We start from the raw sequence: 21380 nt of genomic DNA on the forward strand, positions 1-21380 counted from the left end.
CGTCGTTTTAGAAATTGCGGGGTAAATAGGCAAGTGCTTTCCAAATTTTATAAGTTTCCATAAAAGCCTTTTGGCTTTCCATGACCTTTTTAAAATCTGCATCTTTCGCAGCTTCTTCCGCCATGACTTGCTGTGTCACTTTTTGCAACTCACGTAAAATAGGTTCAGGTAAAGAGCTGACAGTAACCCCTTTTTCTTGCAGGGATTTGATAACTCCCCCTTGAATGCCTTCTCCTTTAGCCGTAGAACGCGCAACAGCAGCAGTACAAGCCATATCAATCATGGCTTTTTGCCCTTCGCTGAGTTTGCCCCATTCTTCTTTATTAACAAGTAAGTAGCTAGCTGTAAATGCTTGATGCCAACCAGGGAAATAGTTATATTTCACCACTTTATCAAAGCCTAATTTTTGGTCGATAGCAGGCATAGAAAATTCTGTTGCATCAATCGCCCCTTTTTCCAAAGCTTGGAAAATTTCCCCACCAGGTAACATCGTAACAGATGAGCCTAGTTGCTGAATCACACGCCCACCAATGCCTGCAAAACGGATTTTTAAGCCTTTTAAATCGTCTAACCCTTTAATCTCATTTCGAAACCAACCTGCTGTTTCAGGACCAATAATACTACATAACAAGGGTTGAATATTCTGTTTTCCATACACTTCTTCTCCTAACTGCCGTCCACCGCCTTCATACCACCATGCCGTATATTCCCACGGCTCCATCCCAAAAGGCACTGCAGCAAATAGCGGTGAGGCAGGGATTTTGCCTTGATCATAACCAATCCATGTATAACCAGCAGGCACTTTGTTATTTTTGACCGCATCGGTGATTTCAAACGGCGGAACTAACTTACCTGGTTCAGAAACCCGCAACTCAATATCCCCGTTGCTTGCTTTCATTAAACTATCAGCAACATAAGTAATCGGATCCCCTAAACCTGGTAAATCAGAAGCAAACGCAACAGGCACACGCCAACGCACTTTATCAGCAGCTTGTGTTGTTGGAACGATGAGGTAACTACTGAGGGTTAAACTAACAAAGGTGGTGGTTAAAAAAGCACGTGCAGTAAAACGCATTTGTTTCTCCTTATGATGGTTGATGATTAAAACAACGTTTTAACAAATAATGCTTGTTTTTATAATGTTTTTTATATATTCAGGCGATAGATTAAACGCTGATGTATCAAGCATAGCATAATCACTTGCAAGAAAATGCACGCGGTATGTACACCTTCGGAATTCATACGCATTTATGAATAAAAGATGTAAGAAAAAAACGTTTATACATGGTCTAACGCTGACAGATTGATACAATACATAGCATACTTAAGTAAGAAAAAACGCTAAATATTATAGATAAGTCAGTATGATAAGTTATTACCCGTATTGATTTTTTAATTTTACCTAGAACGACTGTCAGCGTTATCTATTTGCATTAACACAGAGAATTATTGTTATGTCATTCATTACTAAATCATTCCAACATATTTATACCAATGAAATTATATATATCCCCCTCCGTTATGGGCTGACAGGGGCATTTGTTGGCTTGGTTTCTCTGCTATTACTGATTACGGCATCTATTCATTATTGGGAAACAGAAGACTATTTAGAGGCGATGTATCATCATATTCAGCAACAAACCGATAGCAATGTCAGCCATGCAATTCGCTTGTTAGCAACGAATCAAAAAATTGTTGACGATAGCCTGCGGGAAAAATTAGATAAAACCGTACCTATTGTAAAACGATGGATGGAGCAATCAGTCACGATTGATAATACAACAGACTGGAATATCATTAAAAAAGACTTAACCTTAGAGGATGAAAGCGATATTTTTTTAATAGACGAGACAGGAATAGTCAGATATAGCAGTAGGTTACGTTGGTTAGGAGCAAATTACCAAACATATCCTAAAATGTATAATTTATTAAATAATTCATATAACGCAAAAACTCCATTATATAGCCGTACTATTTATGATTATAACCGTCAACGTGTCGGAAAATTAGCTTATATTCCTAACCCTTATAAAACTAACCAATTTGTCGTTATTTATGTCAGCACGCAACGCTATCCCCATATTATTGATACATTTGATGTTGCTAAATTGGCTAATCAACTACGTTTGATTAATAACACAATTAGTAATATACGAATTTTTAACTTAAATGAATCACTTCTAAATGATGAAACCTTAGTCGACAGTAAAACTAAAAAAATCATTACAGAAATGAGTAACACCCGCACGCCACCGAATTATCTTACTACAGCTAATTTAAACGCACGTTATCTATATATCAATTTAAGCGATGAACAAAATACAGGACTTGCAGACCCCAGTAAAATCATAGAAATCAATTATAACCGTAATATCATCAATGATAGCCTTACACAACTGAGTAACATCTATTACCTCATTATTGTGACCAGCATTGTGCTCAGTGTTTTATTCACTTACCTTATCGCTGACTACATTACACGCCCATTAAAAGCCATTATTCAAAGCATTAATATCATTGCATTGGGTAATTTAGACCATCCAATCACCGTAAAAACCAATAATGAACTGAAAATTCTTAAACACAGTATTAATTTGATGGTCAACAGCATGTTGACTTTTATCAATCAAATTAAACAACAAAACCAAGAATTACAAAAGCTTGACCGCATGAAAGATGAATTTCTTTCCAACACCTCCCATGAACTACGCACCCCGATTAACGGCATTATTGGCATTACAGAATCCATGCTCGATGGCGTTTCAGGTGCATTAGCCGATACACTCAAACAAAATTTACAACTGATTGCTCTTAGTGGTAAGCGTCTTTCTAACCTAGTTAATGACTTACTAGACTTCGCCCAACTAAAACACCGCGAACTCATCCTACATCCTAAACCCGTTGATATTCGCATAGTCAGCGATATTGTGTTGAATATTGCCCATCCCCTGATAGGGAGTAAAAACCTTATCTTAATCAACCATATTGCTGATGACGTTCTCGTCACAGCGGACGAAGACCGCTTACAACAAATTCTCCTCAACCTCATCAGCAACGCTATTAAATTTACCGAATTTGGACGTATCGAAATCTTCAGTAGCCAATACAACGAAAAATTTTTAATGATATCCATCACTGATACAGGTATCGGGATTCCCGAAGACAAAATCGACAAAATCTTTAATGCCTTTGAACAAGCAGATGCCTCTATCTCCCGAGAATACGGTGGTGCGGGGCTTGGACTCTCCATTACCAAAAAACTGGTTGAACTTCATGGGGGCGAAATTCGCCTACAATCCACGGTTGGTAAAGGTAGCCGTTTCAGCTTCACCCTACCACTTGCCCAACGCGATAGCCTCTTTTTTGACACTGCCATACTGCCAACCACAGAAGAACAACATACGGCTAAAACAGACAACGAATCTCTCCCCCTTCCCTTTGAACTACTACTCGCAGAAAATCGCGCTCTACATGACAACGCCCCATTACCTGCCATGCTTGCCGCAGAGCCTAGCCATAACAACACCCACAAACCTTTCCGCATCCTGATTGTGGACGATGACCCCGTCAACCTAAAAGTCTTAGAAAATCAACTATCACTAGCAAACTACCAAGCGGTTAAAGCTGTTGACGGACACGAAGCCCTAGACCATCTCTGGGCTGGCGAAGAATTCGCCCTGATTCTCCTAGATATCATGATGCCGAAAATGTCTGGCTTTGATGTCTGTCGTATCATTCGCACCCAATATCCTGCAACACAACTGCCCGTCATCCTGCTGACCGCTCGCAGCCAAGAACATGATCTAGTTGAAGGCTTAGAAGTCGGCGCGAATGACTACATCACAAAACCCTTTTCCAAAGTAGAACTACTCAGCCGTATCAAAACACACATCAACCTATCACGTATCAACATCGCCTACAGCCACTTTGTCCCCTTAGAATTCCTAAAGCTCCTAGAAAAAGACAGCATCATCGATGTCCGTTTAGGCGACCACGTTCAAAAACGCATGTCAGTCCTCTTTGCAGACATTCGCTCTTTTACCAGCCTCTCTGAAAGCATGAGCCCACAAGACAATTTCAACTTTCTCAATGCCTACCTACAACAAGTTAGTCCTGTGATACGCCAATACAACGGCTTTATTGATAAATACATCGGCGATACAGTGATGGCGCTCTTTCCCAATAAAGCCGACGACGCGCTACAAGCTGCACTGAGCATGTTAAATGCCCTCGCAAAATACAACTTAACACGCGGTCGTCCAGGTCGCCCTATTATTCGTATTGGCATTGGTCTCCATATTGGCACACTAATGCTTGGCACTATTGGCGAAGAAAAACGCATGGAAGGCACAGTCATATCGGATGCAGTCAACCTAGCCTCCCGTATGGAAGGACTCACACGAATGTACAATGTCTCACTCGTTATTAGTCAACAACTCCTAGAAAATTTAGAAAAAGTAGATGCTTATCACTGCCGATTTTTAGGCAATTTACGAGTAAAAGGCAAACGTGAACCAGTACAAGTGATAGAAGTCCTAGACGCAGAGCCAGACCTCAACACCCGCCAACTGAAAATTGAACATCTCGCTATCTTTAATCAAGCGATACAAGCGTTCTTTCAAAAATCTTTTACCCCAGCAACCCAACAATTTGCGGAACTCATCGAGAAAAATCCCGCTGATAAAGTTGCTGAATTTTATTTAGAACGCTGTCAATACTACGCCGTGCATGGCGTGCCTGATGACTGGGAAGGCGTAGAGGAATTACAAGAGAAGTAACAACGGAAATATAGTTACCGTACCATAAAAAGAGAATAAAAAATAACCTATTCAATAGATTTCCGTAAGAAAGTATTAAAAGTGAAACAAGAAGAAAATCTCACCCTAGCAGCGGTAGCGAAACGCTTTCAAATAGCCATCGCAAGCGTCGTCAGGTAGAGCAAAGTATCGGAAGCCAAACAAACACGTAACAAACCAACCTAAATAGACATGGAAGCCCTAAAACAAGATGTTGCGTTATATCCCCAATGCTTACCATGATGAACGCGCAACACAGTTTGGAATGACGGAAGGGGGAATTCGCCATGCGTTAAAACGTCTAGGGATTAGCCCGAGTTCGGCGAGATTCTTTTAAAAAGACAAGAGATTGTCTGAATCAGGATTTTCAGAATTAACAAAATTTAAACTCCTTAAACCAAGAAATTAACGCGAATCACGTTTTTTAATTCTGAAAATTCTGTGAATTCTGATTCAGACAAAAAAAGACCTGCTAGGCTTTAAAAACCTAGCAGGTCTCGCTCTGAATCAGGCTTTTTTCAACTTCCCAACCGCATCGCGTATCCGATTTAATCCCTTAATCAACTGTTCACGCGGACAGCCAAAATTTAAGCGGATAAAACCCGCTCCGCCTTCGCCAAAAGTTGCGCCATCGTTAAAGGCGATTTTTGCTTCAGTTAAAAAATATTGAAATGGGTCAGCAACGGGTAACGCACGACAATCTAACCAGCCTAAAAAAGTCGCTTCAGGCGCGGTTAAATTCAATTCAGGCAAATACATGGTTGTAAAGTAGCTTATAAAATGGCTGTTATGGCTTAAATAGTCTAATAAATCTTGTCGCCATGTTTCACAGGATTGATAGGCAGCAATACTCGCCGTTACGCCTAAAATATTGACTTCTGGCACTATCCCTTGCATTGCGCGTTTGAATTGTTGGCGCAGTTGTGGATTTTGGATAATGGCAAAGCTACAGCCTAAGCCTGCAATATTAAAGGTTTTACTCGCTGCCATGAAAGTAATGCAGTTGTCTGCAATTTCAGGCGAGAGTGCGGCAAGTGGCGTGTGTGTGCGTCCGTCTAGGAGTAGGTCGCAGTGAATTTCGTCGGAGCAAATGACTAATTGATGTTTTAAACAAATCTCTGCAAGTTGTTGTAATTCTTCAGGGGTAAAGAGTCGCCCAACGGGGTTGTGCGGATGGCAGAGTAAAAATAGGCGGGTGCGTGGTGTAATCGCTTTTTCTAACGCTTCATAGTCCATGCGGTATTTTAAAAATTGTTTGGTTTGTTCATATTGCAGGCTAACGGTTTGAAGTTCGCGTTGTTGGTTGGTGGGTGCGGAGAGAAAAGGCGGATAAACAGGGGTTTGGGTTAATACGGCATCGCCAACATCACCAATTGCTCGACAAACAATATTTAATCCGCTGACTAATCCAGGTAATAGGACGATGTGTTCAGGGCTAACTTGCCAGTTGTAAAAGTGGGCGAGTCGTTCAACCAGTAGATTTAATAGGATTTTAGGTTCTGAACCGTAGCCAAAAACACCATGTTCAATCCGTTGTTTTAATGCGGTGAGAATCGGCTCTGGTGAGGGGAAATCCATATCGGCAACCCACATCGGCAATACATCCGCGCCATATCGTTGCCATTTTATACTGTCCGTGTCGTGGCGGTTGGTGATTTGGTCAAACGGAGAAGTCATTTATTTTACTCCAGTATTTCTTTGAGCGGCTTTAAGTAGGGTTCGTAATGTTTCCAACGGGCTAATGAACTTTTATAAACAGGTTGTCGAACTTGCCAATGGCTTGCGGTGCGCACGGTGCGTGTGGTTTGATGATAGTTTAAGCAGTGTTCATCCCATTCTAAGCCACAAGCAGCAACGAGTTGACGGCTAACGTTTTCTTGATTGGCGAGTAAGTTTTCATAGTCAACGGTGTGAATCGGGGCTGGGAAGATAGTTTGCCAGTGTTGCATCAGGCGTTGGTAGTCTTGATAGTAATGGGCGATATTCGTTAAGTCATAGGCGTAGGGATGATTTTTGCTAAAACGTTGAAAGTAAATAGATAAGCAGGTGTCGAAAGGGTCGCGCTGGCAGTGAATAATGGTTGCGTTGGGAAATAGTAAATAAATCAAGCCTAAATAAAGGTAGTTAGCGGGGAGTTTGTCTGTAATTTTTTGCGCTTGGGGTTGATAGGCGTGTAAGCGGTGTAACAGGGTATCGGCAAGTTGTTGGCAGGTGTTGGCAGAAAGGGCGGCAATACAGGCGGGAAAGGTGTTTGTTGTTTTTAATAGCTGAGGTAGTTGTTGCGCGAGTTGGGGTAAGTAGTTCAATTCGCCCGCGCCGTAAACTAGCGGATGACTGGCAAGAATTTGTTCTACAAGGCTCGTACCTGAGCGCATCATGCCGATAATAAACACAGGGGCAGTGCTTGGGTTGCCTGTTTGTGTGTGTTGTTGGAAAAAGTCCGCGTTAAATGTTTGAATAATTTCATCTATCCACGCGCTATGTTGTCGGTAATCGTACTGAATTGTTTGCTGTTTCAGTTGATTTGTTTGTTGATAATGATGAAAGGCTTGCGGATATTGGTTTAAGTCGTCGTAAATTTTGCCCAGTGCACTGTGTAGATATAAACGTGCATTATTATCTAGTTCTTTATTTTCTAATAAATTTTCTATCGCAATTAAATCGGCTGTGTCGTTTGTGGTGAATTTTTTCGCCCGTGCTAAATTTTCATAAGCCCGTGCATATTGTGGGTTACAGCGTAAGGCTTGGCGATAGCAGTCGATTGCCGTTTGACTGTTGCCCGAATCCATATAAGCAATGCCTAAATTATTCCACGCATCGGCATAATTTGGTTGATATTGCACAGCTTTTTGATAACAGGCGATAGCCTCTGCACTGTGGTTATACCGCCAATCTTCTAATAAACAAGAGCCGAGTTGATTCCATGCTTGTGCATCTTGGGGCGCGAGTTTAACAAGATGGCGTAAACATTGAGTTGCGCCGTCATAGTCGCCTTGTTTTTCTAATAAACAAGCGAGATTGTATAACGCATTTAAATGATTCGGTTTATGTCGCAAGGCAGCTCGATAAGCGGTAATCGCTTGCGCAATATTGCCTTGTTCATTCAGTAAATTACCCAGATTATTGTGATAAATTGCCTCGTCCGATTTATTGGCAATGGCTTTTTTTAACAGTTTAATTGCTTCGGCGGTTTGACCTTGTTGATGTAAAACAAGCCCTAATGCGTGCAGAATTTCAGGATGTTGTGGCGCGTGTTTTAAGGCTTGGCGGAGCGATTTTTCTGCTAAGGCAAATTGCCCTTTTTGCTGATAGTGGATGGCTTCGTTAAATAGTTGAGCTAATTGAGCTTGTGAGTTAGCAGGTTTCATGGTTTAAAGTAGATGTCCATCAACAAAAGGATTTGTGTCGCGTTCTTCACCAATCGTTGAACTTTCCCCATGCCCAGAAATAAAGGTGACTTCATCGCCTAATGTCCACAACTGCGATTTAATGGAGTGGATTAAGGTTTTATGATTTCCTTGTGGAAAATCTGTCCGACCAATAGAGCCTTTAAATAACACATCGCCGACAAACGCTATTCTTTTATTTTTATTAAAAAAAATCACATGACCTGGTGTATGTCCAGGACAATGACGTACTTCAAGAGACTCATTACCAAACTCAACATAATCCCCATGATTGAGCCAGCGTTGTGGGATAAAAGGCTCGTGCGGTGGAAAACCAAAAGCGCGGCTTTGCTCTTGTAGTGCGTCTAACCAAAACTTATCTGCTTGATGAGGGCCTAAAATGGGGGCTTTGACGTGATGTGATAATTCAACCGCACCGCCTACATGGTCTAAATGTCCATGCGTTAATAAAATGCTTTTGATAGCAATTTGTTGCTTATTAATAACACTTAAAATACGTGCAACATCGCCACCAGGGTCGACAACCATGCCCTCTTTGGTTTTTTCACACCAAAGCAAGGAACAATTTTGTAAATAAGGGGTTACTGAAACTGTTGTATATTGCATCATTAAGCTCTTTCGATAAATTCAAGAAAGCAGATATTACTGAAAATTTTGAAGAACGACACATTTTTTTCTCAATGTTCAAACTGCCTTAGCGATTTTAACGGTTTATCTTATCTTTATAACAAATCACCTTTTCAAGTTGATAACAGCTTGTTTCCTTGACCCTATTAAATCCACGTGCTATGTAATGTAACTGCATTGTCAGTTTTTTCTAAACTGCTTTGGTAAGGCATTATTTATATTTATTAATTATTCAACGCTTAAAAGGAGTCGGTTTAGTGATAAATCGAAGATGAACCGTGACAAGTTCTATTGAAATGTTAAGTCAGTCCATTGTTGTGTTTTCAAAAAACTATCTGCCGATTAGCCAGATTAATATTAAGCGTGCCATTACGCTTTTGATTACGGGTAAGGCAGAGCCATTGGATTTTAATCAAGGTAAGGGAATTGCCGTGCATTCACCCACAATGATTCTGATTGTGCCTTACCAAATTCGTTTAACTGTTACTCCTGTAGAACGCGCATGGCGTGCACCGACATTAAATCGTCGGGAAATCTTACGGCGTGACAAGCATACGTGTCAGTATTGCGGTAGTACGAAAAACTTGACGATTGACCATGTGATTCCGCGCTCTAAAGGTGGGAAACATGTTTGGGATAACGTTGTTACCGCTTGCGAACGTTGCAATAACCGTAAAGGAGATAGAACCCCGTTACAAGCCAATATGATTTTGCAAACCATCCCCCAACAACCCAGTCACCCAGCCCTAAACTTTGCCGCCCAATTTTGGCGCGAGCATCATCTTGATAATTGATGAACAATTTCTTTAATCGTCTGTTTAGTCTTGTGGGCGAATTTATTCGCCCTATTTTGATATAAATTCAATAAAAAAAATTGCATGGCAAATGCTTAGTTTTACCTCTAAACTTAGTGAAATGTCTATAAGATATGCCCCCAAGGAGAAGATTTAATGGTTGCAGAGGGCGATAAATCCGCTTACCCTAACCCTCCGCTAATAATTCGCGTTAAATCATGAGAGAGGTAAAAATACCATGATAATCAATGATACTTTATCCACCGATGTTAAAGCCGTTATTAAAAGCAGCGCACCTTTACTGCGTGAATATGGGGAAGCCATTGCCAAACGGACTTACGAAATTTTGTTTGAAAAGTATCCTCAAGTTAAACCCTTATTTGCTAAAGCCCCGCCTAACCAGCCTCATTTACTTGCCCGTTCCATTATGGCGTTTTGTGAAAATGTGGATAATTTAGTTTTTATTGCGAGTGACTTAGAAACGATTAGCCAGCGTCATGTTATTGCTGATGTTCATCCAGGGCATTACACCATGTTTGGACAATCTTTATTGCAGGCTGTGCAAGAAATTTTAGGCAAAAAAGCGAGTGAAGAAATTATTAGTGCATGGAAAGAGGCTTATTTTTTCTTTGCTGATTTATTAATCGAACGTGAACGTGAGTTATCGACCCGTTGTTGTAATAAAGAACATGCGAACGTTGTAATGGCATAAGTTTTTACCTAAAATTTTTTACGACTAATCATGTATGTTGTGGAAAACAGGGTGATAGTTTTCCACATTATATTTTTATAATCTCCGTTGTATTCTCTATTTTTTAATTTGTTAATCCATGTCTCTTCCCCTGCCAGAAACTGAAAAACTCCGCCAATTAGGGCTTGCCGTGATTCAAACTGAAATGCAAGCCGTCGCCAGTTTAACCACACGAATTAATCAAGCCTTTGTCCAAGCCTGCGAACACTTTTTAAGCTGCCAAGGGCGTATTGTTGTCATTGGTATGGGTAAATCGGGACATATTGGTAATAAAATTGCGGCAACCTTAGCCAGTACGGGTAGCCCTGCGTTCTTTGTTCATCCTGGTGAAGCGAGCCATGGCGATTTAGGGATGATTACCGCTAAAGATGTGGTGTTAGCTTTGTCTAATTCGGGGGAAACGGATGAGATTTTAACGATTTTGCCGTTAATTAAACGCTTAGGTGTGCCACTCATCACGCTAACAGGCAACCCACAGTCGACGTTAGCGAAAAATGCAACGGTTAATATTGATGTTAGTGTTGAAAAAGAAGCGTGTCCATTGGGACTTGCGCCAACTGCCAGCACAACCGCCGCACTGGTTATGGGTGATGCCTTAGCTGTTGCTTTATTAGAGGCGAAAGGCTTTACTGCTGAAGATTTTGCTCGCTCGCATCCTGCGGGACGCTTAGGACGGCGTTTATTACTCTTAGTCAGTGATATTATGCACACAGGGGCAGACATTCCGCGCACCTTGGGAACAGCGAGCATTCGTGATGCATTAGTTGAAATGAGCCGTAAAGGCTTAGGCATGACTGTTGTTTTAGACAATGTGGATAAAGTATTAGGCGTATTTACGGATGGGGATTTGCGTCGTGCCTTAGATACACAAATCAATGTCCACACAACCGACGTGCAAACCGTGATGACACGGGGTGGAAAAACGGTGAACGCGAACTATTTGGCTGTAGATGCTTTAAATCTGATGCAACAGCATAAAATCACAACATTATTAGTCCTAGACGATGCCAGCAATTTAGTGGGGGTTTTACACCTTCATGATTTATTAAGAGCAGGCGTTATTTAACCACGAAAGGCACGAAAAACACGAACGAACTTAGTTTTTTTCGTGCTTTTCGTGTTTTTCGTGGACATAGAAAAGCGTAAAATAGTCTCATTTTATCCCAAAAATTAACGAGGAGAATTACTCATGTCGATGGCTGACCGTGATGGAGTCATCTGGTTTGATGGTCAATTAGTACCGTGGCGTGATGCACAAGTTCATGTATTAACACATACTTTACATTATGGTATGGGCGTATTTGAAGGCATTCGTGCGTATAATACCACTGTAGGAACTGCCGTTTTTCGCTTAAAAGAGCATACCCGTCGTTTGTTCGAATCTGCGCATATTTTGGCAATGCCCATGCAGCACGACCAAGAGACGATTAATCAAGCTATTTTAGAGGTCGTGCGCGAAAATAAACTCGAATCCGCTTATATCCGTCCTTTATGCTTCTACGGCTCTGAAGGTATGGGCTTACGGGCAGATAATTTAAAAGTTCACGTTGCCATCGCGGCATGGACATGGGGCGCGTATTTGGGGAAAGATGGCATGGAAAAAGGCATTCGGATTCGTACCTCTTCCTATACCCGCCATCATATCAATGTCACCATGTGCCGTGCTAAAGCCGTCGGTAACTACATGAATTCTATGCTGGCGTTACAAGAAGCCTTAAGCTGTGGCTATGATGAAGCACTACTGCTAGATGCACAAGGTTATGTTGCAGAAGGCAGCGGGGAAAATATATTCGTCGTCCGCGATGGTATTATTTACACGCCAGATTTAACCTCCGCGCTGAACGGCATTACCCGCGACACCATTTTTACCCTCGCCAGCGAATTGGGTTTAACCATTAAAGAAAAACCCATTACCCGCGATGAAATCTATATTGCCGATGAAGCCTTTTTCACAGGCACAGCCGCCGAAGTTACCCCGATTCGTGAACTCGATAACCGTGCGATTGGAGCAGGCAAACGCGGACCGATTACCGAAAAATTACAAACCTTATTCTTTGATGTCGTGCATGGTCGTCATGGACAACATAAAGAATGGTTAACCCCTGTTAAATAACCTTATTTCAGATTTTGACAAAAAAGGATTGTATGATGAGCCGTCATGCGAATGCGACCCCTAACGAAAAAAATGAATATCAAGTAACTGAAAAAGATTTACCCCTACACTGTCCTACCCCTGAAATGAGTTTGTGGAATTCTCACCCTCGCGTCTTCCTACCCGTTACAGAAACAGGGTCAGCAAAATGTCCCTACTGCGGTGCTGTGTTTAACTATGTTGGGGAAAAACACGGGCATCACTAAACATAATACATAATGCTCGACACCCAAACCGCTTGCCTACTTGTCGCCCCCTCATGGGTTGGCGACATGGTCATGGCACACAGTTTAATACAGGTTTTACAAACCCAAGCCCCTGAACGCGCTATCGATGTGCTTGCGCCACGCTGGAGTGCAGGACTGTTGCAACGAATGCCCGAAGTGCGTCAAGTCATCGACTACGATATTGCCCACGGACAATGGGCTTGGCATAGCCGTCAACAAATTGGGCGTAACCTACGCGGACATTATCAACAAGCGTTTATTTTGCCAAACTCTTGGAAATCCGCCTTAATTCCTGCTTGGGCAAAAATTCCACAACGCATAGGCTTTTTAGGTGAATGGCGTTATGGTTTATTAACCGATGCCCGCCGTAAAGATAAACAACGCTATCCCAAAACGGTTGAACAATTCGTTGCCCTCGCCTTACCCGCAAACACCCCCGCAACAGATTACCCCCTGCCACGACTCACCCCACAATCAGCCAGCCCTACATTAACACGTTTAAAGCTCACGCTAGAAAAACCGCTATTAATTCTCTGTGCAGGGGCTGAATATGGCATTGCTAAACGTTGGTTGCCTGCCTATTTTTCTACAGTGGCTCAGTATTTTATTCAACAAGGGGGACAGGTTTGGCTGTTAGGGTCACAAAAAGATGCCCCAGTCGGCGCGGAAATTGTAGAAATGACGCAATCAACTGACTGCGTTAATTTATGTGGATTAACAAATTTAGCGGAAGCGGTGGATTTAATGGCAGTTGCGCAACAAGTGATTAGTAACGACTCAGGGCTGATGCATGTCGCCGCTGCCTTAGATAAACCCTTAATTGCGCTTTATGGCTCATCCAGTCCTACCATGACCCCGCCTTTACAGCCACAGGCACAAATTTTATACCTTGCATTACCCTGTAGCCCCTGTTTTAAACGAGTTTGTCCCTTAGGTCACACACATTGTTTACAAGATTTAAAGCCAGATATGGTCATTGCCGCGTTGCGCAACACTAACAAAACGCGGTAAACAATTTTAAATCGGTTGTTAAACTCGTTAATGAATGCGCTTGCATCTTACGCAAAATATTGGCGCGATGGCGTTCAACTGTTCGACTGCTAATATCCAAAGAATTTGCGACTTCTTTACTGGTGTAGCCTTTGCACAAATATGGCAAAATTTCGGTTTCACGATGTGTGAGCGTATTTAATAAACGCTCAAGTTGTTGCCGTTTAACAATTTTTTCACGATTAGCAACACAATATTTAAAACACTCATTAACGACAAACAGCAATTTATTTTTATCAACAGGTTTTTCAATAAAATCCATTGCACCTGCACGGATTGCAGAAACAGCAGAAGGAATATCCCCATGGGCACTCATAATAACGACTGGAATATCAATAGATTTCTCTTTTAGCGTTTTTTGAAAAGCAAGCCCATTACTATTGCTACTTGGCATATGAATATCGAGTAACAAACAGCCCATTTTTTCTGTCGCATAACTATTGAGAAAATCATCGGGAGACTCAAGTAATTCCGTCTCAAAACCTGCTTTATTTAAAAAAAACTTTACTGCTTTACGGATAGGTTTCTCATCGTCAACGACATAAACCACAAAATTAGAAGGCATGATGAAAACCTCAAACAATGTTTTCTTTATTTAATCCTTACTGCTAGTTATGTGTTTTTATGCTTTTTACGCTTCCTATCATCGCATATTTATTGCCAGTTAAGCTGAATAAACCCCACCTGTTTTAGGGGTGTATTAGGCTATTTTCCAGTCAATTTCCAGCAAACTAAAAATGCGTTTTCTTCCTGTTTTGTTCAAGTGTTTTTAAAAATATAAATAGCCCACCGTTTTCATAAGAAAACGAAGCATCGCTAATCAATTTAAACTATTTGAAAAATTGCATGGTATCTATTGCAAATGCTGCTAGGGAAGAACAGGCAAGAACGCCTGTCAGGTATGAAGTAAAACGGAATAAAAGGCATAAAGTATGCCCAAAAAACCCAAATGTCGGATGAAAAATTTTCCACCATCCTTTCCAAGAGATACGTTAAAACGTATCTCTATACACAATAAAGGGAAAGTGAAAGAAAGATAACTACATTAAAAGCGGAGAATAACAGACGTAATATTACTAGCAGATAACTGACTACGGACTTGATTTAACGTTGCGAGGTCAGTAAAAGGACCCAAACGCACACGATACCAAACCCCTGTATTATCTAGGGTTGCCTCTTCAATGCTGGCAATTAATCCTAAATTTGCAAGATGCACCTTTAAGCCCTCCGCCTCGCGTCGGTCTCTAAATGCCCCTGCTTGTAATAAATACGTTCCCGGTGTTTGCACGGCTAATGGTGCGCTATCTTCTATTGGAGGCATTTCTGCCTCCGCCACAGGATTATGAGGACTGGGTTGCAGGACAGAAGGCTGTTTTAACACATCATAAAACTCAAAATGTGTGGGCATGGTTGCCTTATCTGCGGGTTTTTCTGCCGTTTTTGGTTTTTTCTCTTCTGTCTTCTCAGCGATTTTTGCAGTTTCTGTAGATGCCGTTGCAACAGTTGCATTGCCATCGACGGGCGTTTCTGTTGCATGGGTTGGTGCAGCTTGTGTTAAATAAGGCGCGATTTCCCGTAAATAAACGAGAAAGGATAGGAAAATGCCGAGAAGAACGCCCCCTAAAAACCATGCCCAAGGGGGACAAGATTGCACATCCTCACGGCGCAAGCGGCGTTGATTTCCTGCCACGTTACATTACCTCTGGCGCAGATACGCCAATAATTGCGAGACCATTTTGTAACACTTGTTGTACCGCTTTAACCAAACTTAAACGCGCATTGCGTAAAGCGGTATCATCTTCCACGATAAAAATACTCGTGTTGTAATAAGCATGAAACGCCTGTGCCAACTCGCGCAAATAATAAGTAATTTGATGCGGTTCATAATTACGCGCAGCACTTTCAATCATTTCAGGATAGCGCGATAAACTCGTTAATAAGGCTTGCTCATGCTCCGTTTCTAAACGGCTTAAATCTGCCTCAGCCACTGACCAAGTCAAATTTTTCTCTGCTAACTGACGCAATACACTACAAATCCGTGCATGGGCATATTGAATATAATACACAGGATTTTCATTAGAATGAGACTTAGCTAATTCTAGGTCAAAATCTAAATGTTGCTCAGATTTACGTTGAATATAAAAGAAACGTGCCGCATCTTTGCCCACTTCATCGCGTAACTCGCGTAACGTCACAAATTCGCCACTGCGCGTCGACATCTGCACACGCTCTGTGCCCCGATATAAAGTTGCAAACTGCACCAATAACACCGTTAAACACTCAGGGTTTAGCCCCAATGCTGACATTGCCGCTTTAACACGAGGAATATAGCCATGATGGTCAGCCCCCCAAATATTGATAATTTGCTGAAAACCACGCTCGACTTTATTAAAGTGATACGCCACATCAGAAGCGAAATAAGTCGCTTGCCCATTATCACGGACTAAAACACGGTCTTTCTCATCGCCAAAATCACTAGAGCGAAACCATAACGCCCCTTCTTTTTCATACGTAAAACCATTCGCAACCAGCTTTTCGAGACCGCGTTTAACCGTCTCATTTTCAACCAAACTATATTCCGAAAACCAATTATTATAAGTCACGCCAAACTCGGCTAAATCATCACGAATATCGTCTAAAATCACCTCGAGACCACGTTTAAACACCGTCCGATAATCGTCCGCACCTAATAATTTTTTTGCCCGCTCGACCAAGGCATCAATATGCAATTCTTTATCGCCGCCTTGTGGCTCATCGGCAGGAATATCCACAAAGACCGCACTGGCAGAACGTTGGAAAGCCGTTTGATGATCACGGTATAAATCGCGGGCAATATCCCGAATATAATCACCTTTATAACCATTAGAGGGAAATGTAAAAGACTCGCCACATTCTTCTAAATAGCGCAACCAGACACTAGTCCCTAAAATATCCATTTGTCGCCCCGCGTCATTCACATAATACTCACGGGTAACTTGATAACCAGCAACACTTAATAATTCGGACAACGCCGCGCCATAAGCCGCCCCGCGACCATGTCCGACATGTAAAGGACCTGTCGGATTCGCAGAGACAAACTCCACCATAACCGACTGACCTGCGCCTAACTGCGAACGTCCATACTGTTCTTTTGCATTCAGAATGGTTTTAACCACATTCAAATACGCATCGCTGGTCAAAAAGAAATTAATAAACCCTGCACCAGCTATTTCAACTTTTTGAATCCATTCTACTTTAGGTAAAGCATTCAACACTTGAATAGCAATATCACGGGGGCGACTTTTGAGGGGTTTGGCTAACATCAGCGCAATATTCGACGCAAAATCCCCATGTGAAGCGTCGCGGGCGCGTTCAACTTGCACGGCAGGCAATACCGCATCATTGGGAATAAGCCCTTGCGTTTTTAAAGTTGTTAAGGCTTGATTAATTAATTGTTGTAGCTGAACTTTCAAGGTATTCCTCGTTTACTAATTAGGTCAAAATATCCAGAATCGTCGCCACTCACCATGAGAGACAAGCACATTATCAAAGACGACGACAAAATGTCGTATAGTTTGCCATAAATCAACTATTTTTCACCCCAACAAAGTACATGAAAACCATGAAAGATGAAAAAAAGCTTTTAAAATCCTAGTAACTCTGTTAATTCTGTCGACAGACTCACCCTAACAACTTGTTTACAATCATGATGCACGATGTAAATTTTTTAGTCATTGATACTGAAGGTAAATCTACTTTAAATGAAATTGCGATTTTAAACGCAGACGGTAAGTTGATTTACGAAGCCTTTAACCAAGACACACAACAGGAAATACAGTTTAATAACAAACCATTAAAAACGATTTTACAAGACATCTTACAACTCAGCGTCGATAAAACCCTCGTTTTTCACTATGCCGAACATGATATAAGACTCTTGAAAAGAAGTTTTAAAAGCGCAAGTTTAACTTTTCCACCATTAAAAACGGCTTGCACGTTTTTAATGGCTAAACAAGCCTTACCACAAGCAACATCTTATTCATTAGCCTATTTAAGCAAGTATTTAGGCTTAAAAGTAGATCACCAATTTTTTAATCAAAATGCAGCTCATTCAGCCCGTTATGATGCCGCTTTTACCCATCAACTTTATTGCCATTTGACCCAAACCGCCAATTTTTCAATAAAACCACAGATTATGAATCCATTTAGCGATAGTCGCGTCGACAACCCATTTCAACAACACTTAGACTTAAAAAGCGTTTATCAACATGAATTTGCAACTCTAAAATCTATCTTAAACGAAATCAAGCAAGACCCAAATCATCAGAGTAAAGGCGCGGTAGTCATCGGAGAAGCAGGAAGCGGAAAAACCCATTTAATGATGCGGTTAGCACAAGAAGTTTTAAAAAATAATCGCTTATTATTCATCCGTCAACCGAATAACCCTGACGCGATTTTGCATCATGTTTATAGCCGTATTTTAGAATCGTTTATCGAAAAAGTACCCGATACCCCATTTTCCCAACTAGAATACCTCTTAGCCCACAGTTTTTCTAAAATTGCGATTGAACATTATCAGCAAAAACAAACGAAAAAAGATGAACCAATTTTAGACGCATTAACAACAGACCATTTAAATATTTACGCGAAACTCGGCGCAGAAGGCACGGAAATAAAAAGAAATAACTGGGCGAGTTTAGAACGCATGACCCGACGCTGGTGGGAAAGTCGTTACAGTTTTGCAGGCATTGCGACTGCCATTATTCAAGGCTTGATTAAATACTGCGCTTACCGTGACCCACATCGCCGTGACTTGGTTAAACGTTGGCTTGCAGGCGCAAGTTTAGAGACAGAAGAACTACAACTCGTCGGCTTGCCTGATTGGGAAGAAGAGTTGAATTTAGAAGATTTTTCTCTACAAGCCATGATTGTATTTGGACGTTTATCCTTGATTGATGAACCCTTAATTATCGTTTTTGACCAGTTAGAGGGTTTAAAAGACAATGAAACCTTGCTTACTCAGTTTGGCAATGGGTTAAAGGAAATTTTCACAGCTGTTCCAAATAGTTTGATTATCCTAAATTTATTTCCTGACCGCTGGATGACTTTTCAAACGATTTTTGATAGCTCTATCGTTGACCGTATTTCTCAATATCGAATTACCTTAAACCGTCCTGATACAGAAATATTAAAGGAAATTCTCTATTTAAAGGCTAGTACCCAAGGCGTTGATTTAGAAAAATTGTTTAACGACAACGATTTCAGGGAAATTTTGAGTTTCTACTCAATTCGCACCGTTTTAAACCGTGCGGCTGAATATTTCCGCTATCGCGCTGAGGGTATTAGCTTACCGCATTTAGACACCGACAAATTAGTATTTGAGGCACAAATTTGGCATGTTATTGGTGAATTAAAAAAAGAAATCCAACAATTAAAACAACAGATTGGGATTACAGAACCAACACCGCCCGCCAGTTCCCAAAATAACCCCGCAGAAACGGCGAATACCCCTGCTACTGTAGAACAAACCTTACTAGACTACTTAGCCAGAATCGAACAACAATTAATTGCTGATTACAGTAAAAAACAAATTATCACGGAACATGATGATGTAGGAAAATTACAAACCATCATGAGAGCTTTTCAAAGCGTTAAATACGCTGATATTGAACTAGATTGTTTACATTATGGCAAAAAACGCCTACCTGATAATTTACAAATTAAGACAAAGAAAAATACCTTTGTTGTGGGTTTTTTATACCTAGTTGGTAACTCTTTTACCGCTCGGCTAAAAAATTTTAATGAACTCGTATTACAGCACAAAAATTACCGTTTTCGTATCTGTCGTGACAGCCGCGAACCTGCGATAAAGGGGAAAGTGGGCATGGATGAGATTGAAAAATTGATGAATGCCCAAAATGGCAATTATTACGTCATGGAACAAGATGACCGTATTCGCTATGAATTACTGTATCAATTGATTATTGATATTCAAAATAAAGATTTAGAAGTTGATTTACAACAGGCTTTAAACTTCGTTGAAATGGAATATTTGCGCGATTTTTGGATAATGGCATTATTGCGTCATTAACTCATAAACCGCTATAGACTGCTTGATACGCCTTTGATTAACTGAGATAACTTCATTATGACTGTCAATCCCCGCTATTTACATGAATCGGCTACTTTTTCACAAACAGCTATCGCCGATATACACCGTGCAGCAGAACAAGGGATTTTTCACATTCGCGGATTAGGGGCACAACGACAGCTACCCTCATTTGATGACCTCGTTTTTTTAGGCGCGTCTATGTCTCGTTACCCTTTAGAAGCCTATCGAGAACGTTGTGATACAAACATTATTTTAGGCACACGCTTTGCGCAAAAACCGATAGAGCTTGCTATTCCAATTACCTTTTCTGCTATGGGTTTTGGCGCGTTAGGGGTGAATGCGAAACAAGCGATAGGTTTAGCCGCGCGGGCGATGGGGACAAGTACGACGACGGGGGACGGGGGGATGATTCCTGAAGAGCGTCAAACTTCTCGCACGGTTGTTTATCAAATTACGCCCTCTCGCTATGGTATTAATCCTGATGATTTGCGCCAAGCCGATGCGATTGAAATTCTTGTCGACCAAGGGTCGAAACCGGGGGGCGGTGGTATTTTACTCGGTGAAAAAAATACGGCACGGGTTGCACAATTGCGTGATTTGCCCGAAGGCATAGACCAACATAGCGCGTGCCGTCATCCTGATTGGACAGGCGCGGATGATTTAGAAATTAAAATTTTGGAATTACGCGAGATTACCGACTGGGAAAAGCCAATTTATATCAAAATTGGGGCAACACGGGTGAAATATGATGTTGCTTTAGCCGTTAAAGCGGGCGCGGATGTGATTGTATTAGATGGTATGCAAGGCGGAACGGCTGCCACACAACAGGTTTTTTTAGAAAATGTGGGTATTCCGACCTTGCCTGCTGTGCGTCAAGCGGTGGAAACCTTGCAAGCCTTGGATATGCATCGCAAAGTACAGTTAATCGTCTCTGGAGGTATTCGGAGCGGGGCTGATGTTGCAAAAGCAATCGCGTTAGGTGCGGATGCGGTGGCGATTGGGACAGGGGCGTTAATTGCGTTAGGTTGTAATAAAGCGCAATATCTTGAGGATTATCAAGTATTAGGGACGGTCGCAGGATATTGTCACCATTGCCATACAGGTTTATGTCCTGCGGGGATTACGACCCATCGCCCAGAATTACAAGCACGTTTAGACCCACAGACAGGGGCAAAGTATTTAGAGAATTATTTAAAAACCATGGTATTAGACATGCAAACGCTGGCTCGTGCTTGTGGTAAAACGCATGTTTTGAATTTAGAACCTGAGGATATGGTGGCGTTGACAGTTGAAGCGGCGGCAATGGCGAAAGTGCCGTTAGCGGGGACGGATTGGATTCCGAATAGTTGATATTGGGCTTAATTCTTTCCTGAATATCCTGATTCAGATAAAAAAAGACCTATAGTAATCGTACCATAAAGTGATTTAAATTTAGGACTGCCAGTCATCCGCATCGTTTTATAGTACGTTTACTATAACAAGATT

Annotated in this window: 17 protein-coding genes; 10 read left to right on the plus strand and 7 right to left on the minus strand. The window is 41.5% G+C overall.

All coding sequences use genetic code 11. From position 1 onward, the window contains the following. Positions 1–7: 7 nt before the first annotated feature. Positions 8–1075 (minus strand): TRAP transporter substrate-binding protein, encoded by a 1068-nt coding sequence (locus BEGALDRAFT_RS05470; RefSeq protein ID WP_002684507.1) that lies wholly within the window; start codon positions 1073–1075, stop codon positions 8–10. 379 nt (positions 1076–1454) lie between these two features. Between BEGALDRAFT_RS05470 and BEGALDRAFT_RS05475 the strand changes: the two genes are divergently transcribed. Both BEGALDRAFT_RS05475 and BEGALDRAFT_RS19600 read left to right on the plus strand, forming a co-directional pair. Next, positions 1455–4778, plus strand: a complete 3324-nt coding sequence (locus tag BEGALDRAFT_RS05475; RefSeq protein WP_002684508.1) for an ATP-binding protein — start codon at positions 1455–1457, stop codon at positions 4776–4778. Between the two features lie 229 nt (positions 4779–5007). Continuing rightward, positions 5008–5133: a hypothetical protein gene (locus BEGALDRAFT_RS19600; protein WP_269719544.1), complete on the plus strand. Its 126-nt coding sequence runs from the start codon at positions 5008–5010 to the stop codon at positions 5131–5133. A gap of 170 nt (positions 5134–5303) precedes the next feature. Here the strand turns inward: BEGALDRAFT_RS19600 and BEGALDRAFT_RS05480 are convergent, their stop codons facing one another. From BEGALDRAFT_RS05480 to BEGALDRAFT_RS05490, 3 genes are read right to left on the minus strand one after another with little or no spacing between them, the layout of a single operon-like run. Beyond that, positions 5304–6473, minus strand: a complete 1170-nt coding sequence (locus BEGALDRAFT_RS05480; RefSeq protein WP_002684510.1) for a MalY/PatB family protein — start codon at positions 6471–6473, stop codon at positions 5304–5306. A gap of 5 nt (positions 6474–6478) precedes the next feature. Continuing rightward, on the minus strand, positions 6479–8164 hold the full coding sequence (locus BEGALDRAFT_RS05485) for a tetratricopeptide repeat-containing sulfotransferase family protein (RefSeq protein WP_002684511.1): 1686 nt from the start codon (positions 8162–8164) through the stop codon (positions 6479–6481). Positions 8165–8167: 3 nt separating this feature from the next. After that, positions 8168–8812, minus strand: a complete 645-nt coding sequence (locus BEGALDRAFT_RS05490; RefSeq protein WP_040294880.1) for an MBL fold metallo-hydrolase — start codon at positions 8810–8812, stop codon at positions 8168–8170. Between the two features lie 296 nt (positions 8813–9108). Here BEGALDRAFT_RS05490 and BEGALDRAFT_RS05495 point away from each other — a divergent pair, with 296 nt between their 5' ends. From BEGALDRAFT_RS05495 to waaF, 6 genes are all read left to right on the plus strand, one after another. Then, positions 9109–9624, plus strand: coding sequence for an HNH endonuclease (locus BEGALDRAFT_RS05495; protein WP_040294881.1), 516 nt, complete (start codon positions 9109–9111; stop codon positions 9622–9624). 238 nt (positions 9625–9862) lie between these two features. Continuing rightward, positions 9863–10336 (plus strand): globin domain-containing protein, encoded by a 474-nt coding sequence (locus BEGALDRAFT_RS05500; protein WP_002684518.1) that lies wholly within the window; start codon positions 9863–9865, stop codon positions 10334–10336. 118 nt (positions 10337–10454) lie between these two features. Beyond that, entirely contained in the window at positions 10455–11441 is a 987-nt protein-coding gene (locus tag BEGALDRAFT_RS05505) for a KpsF/GutQ family sugar-phosphate isomerase (RefSeq protein WP_002684521.1), read from the plus strand. 123 nt (positions 11442–11564) lie between these two features. Beyond that, positions 11565–12488 carry a branched-chain amino acid transaminase gene (locus tag BEGALDRAFT_RS05510; RefSeq protein WP_002684522.1) on the plus strand — a complete coding sequence of 308 codons (924 nt, stop codon included), beginning with the start codon at positions 11565–11567 and terminating at the stop codon, positions 12486–12488. A gap of 35 nt (positions 12489–12523) precedes the next feature. Continuing rightward, the gene (locus tag BEGALDRAFT_RS05515) at positions 12524–12733 is read left to right on the plus strand and encodes a zinc-finger domain-containing protein (RefSeq protein WP_002684523.1); all 210 of its coding nucleotides are present in this window, start codon (positions 12524–12526) and stop codon (positions 12731–12733) included. Between the two features lie 12 nt (positions 12734–12745). After that, positions 12746–13765: a lipopolysaccharide heptosyltransferase II gene (gene waaF, locus BEGALDRAFT_RS05520; protein ID WP_002684524.1), complete on the plus strand. Its 1020-nt coding sequence runs from the start codon at positions 12746–12748 to the stop codon at positions 13763–13765. Here the strand turns inward: waaF and BEGALDRAFT_RS05525 are convergent. The 3 genes from BEGALDRAFT_RS05525 to argS form a co-directional block, all read right to left on the minus strand. Further along, complete coding sequence (locus tag BEGALDRAFT_RS05525) at positions 13749–14369, minus strand: response regulator transcription factor (RefSeq protein ID WP_002684525.1); 621 nt, start codon at positions 14367–14369, stop codon at positions 13749–13751. The genes waaF and BEGALDRAFT_RS05525 overlap by 17 nt on opposite strands. Positions 14370–14849: 480 nt before the next feature. Continuing rightward, entirely contained in the window at positions 14850–15494 is a 645-nt protein-coding gene (locus BEGALDRAFT_RS05530) for an SPOR domain-containing protein (RefSeq protein ID WP_002684526.1), read from the minus strand. Between the two features lies 1 nt (position 15495). Further along, complete coding sequence (argS, locus tag BEGALDRAFT_RS05535) at positions 15496–17256, minus strand: arginine--tRNA ligase (protein ID WP_002684527.1); 1761 nt, start codon at positions 17254–17256, stop codon at positions 15496–15498. A 233-nt stretch (positions 17257–17489) separates the two neighbouring features. On the opposite strand from argS, the gene BEGALDRAFT_RS05540 reads away from it, so the two are divergent. Beyond that, a complete protein-coding gene (locus BEGALDRAFT_RS05540) occupies positions 17490–19874 on the plus strand; it encodes a 3'-5' exonuclease (protein ID WP_002684528.1) in 2385 nt (794 codons plus the stop codon). A 57-nt stretch (positions 19875–19931) separates the two neighbouring features. Further along, on the plus strand, positions 19932–21245 hold the full coding sequence (locus tag BEGALDRAFT_RS05545; protein ID WP_002684530.1) for an FMN-binding glutamate synthase family protein: 1314 nt from the start codon (positions 19932–19934) through the stop codon (positions 21243–21245). Positions 21246–21380: the final 135 nt, after the last annotated feature.

It is taken from the genome of Beggiatoa alba B18LD, assembly GCF_000245015.1.
Taxonomy (GTDB): Bacteria; Pseudomonadota; Gammaproteobacteria; order Beggiatoales; family Beggiatoaceae; genus Beggiatoa; species Beggiatoa alba.

What these genes read in the sequence shown, in the direction of transcription:
- BEGALDRAFT_RS05510 (WP_002684522.1), top strand. Translation starts at nt 11,565, where the DNA reads ATGTCGATGGCTGACCGTGATGGAGTCATCTGGTTTGATGGTCAATTA.
- BEGALDRAFT_RS05545 (WP_002684530.1), top strand. Translation starts at nt 19,932, where the DNA reads ATGACTGTCAATCCCCGCTATTTACATGAATCGGCTACTTTTTCACAA.
- BEGALDRAFT_RS05500 (WP_002684518.1), top strand. Translation starts at nt 9,863, where the DNA reads ATGATAATCAATGATACTTTATCCACCGATGTTAAAGCCGTTATTAAA.
- BEGALDRAFT_RS05470 (WP_002684507.1), bottom strand. Translation starts at nt 1,075, where the DNA reads ATGCGTTTTACTGCACGTGCTTTTTTAACCACCACCTTTGTTAGTTTA.
- BEGALDRAFT_RS05505 (WP_002684521.1), top strand. Translation starts at nt 10,455, where the DNA reads ATGTCTCTTCCCCTGCCAGAAACTGAAAAACTCCGCCAATTAGGGCTT.
- BEGALDRAFT_RS05480 (WP_002684510.1), bottom strand. Translation starts at nt 6,473, where the DNA reads ATGACTTCTCCGTTTGACCAAATCACCAACCGCCACGACACGGACAGT.
- BEGALDRAFT_RS05525 (WP_002684525.1), bottom strand. Translation starts at nt 14,369, where the DNA reads ATGCCTTCTAATTTTGTGGTTTATGTCGTTGACGATGAGAAACCTATC.
- BEGALDRAFT_RS05475 (WP_002684508.1), top strand. Translation starts at nt 1,455, where the DNA reads ATGTCATTCATTACTAAATCATTCCAACATATTTATACCAATGAAATT.
- BEGALDRAFT_RS05515 (WP_002684523.1), top strand. Translation starts at nt 12,524, where the DNA reads ATGAGCCGTCATGCGAATGCGACCCCTAACGAAAAAAATGAATATCAA.
- waaF (WP_002684524.1), top strand. Translation starts at nt 12,746, where the DNA reads ATGCTCGACACCCAAACCGCTTGCCTACTTGTCGCCCCCTCATGGGTT.
- BEGALDRAFT_RS05490 (WP_040294880.1), bottom strand. Translation starts at nt 8,812, where the DNA reads ATGATGCAATATACAACAGTTTCAGTAACCCCTTATTTACAAAATTGT.
- BEGALDRAFT_RS19600 (WP_269719544.1), top strand. Translation starts at nt 5,008, where the DNA reads ATGTTGCGTTATATCCCCAATGCTTACCATGATGAACGCGCAACACAG.
- BEGALDRAFT_RS05485 (WP_002684511.1), bottom strand. Translation starts at nt 8,164, where the DNA reads ATGAAACCTGCTAACTCACAAGCTCAATTAGCTCAACTATTTAACGAA.
- BEGALDRAFT_RS05540 (WP_002684528.1), top strand. Translation starts at nt 17,490, where the DNA reads ATGATGCACGATGTAAATTTTTTAGTCATTGATACTGAAGGTAAATCT.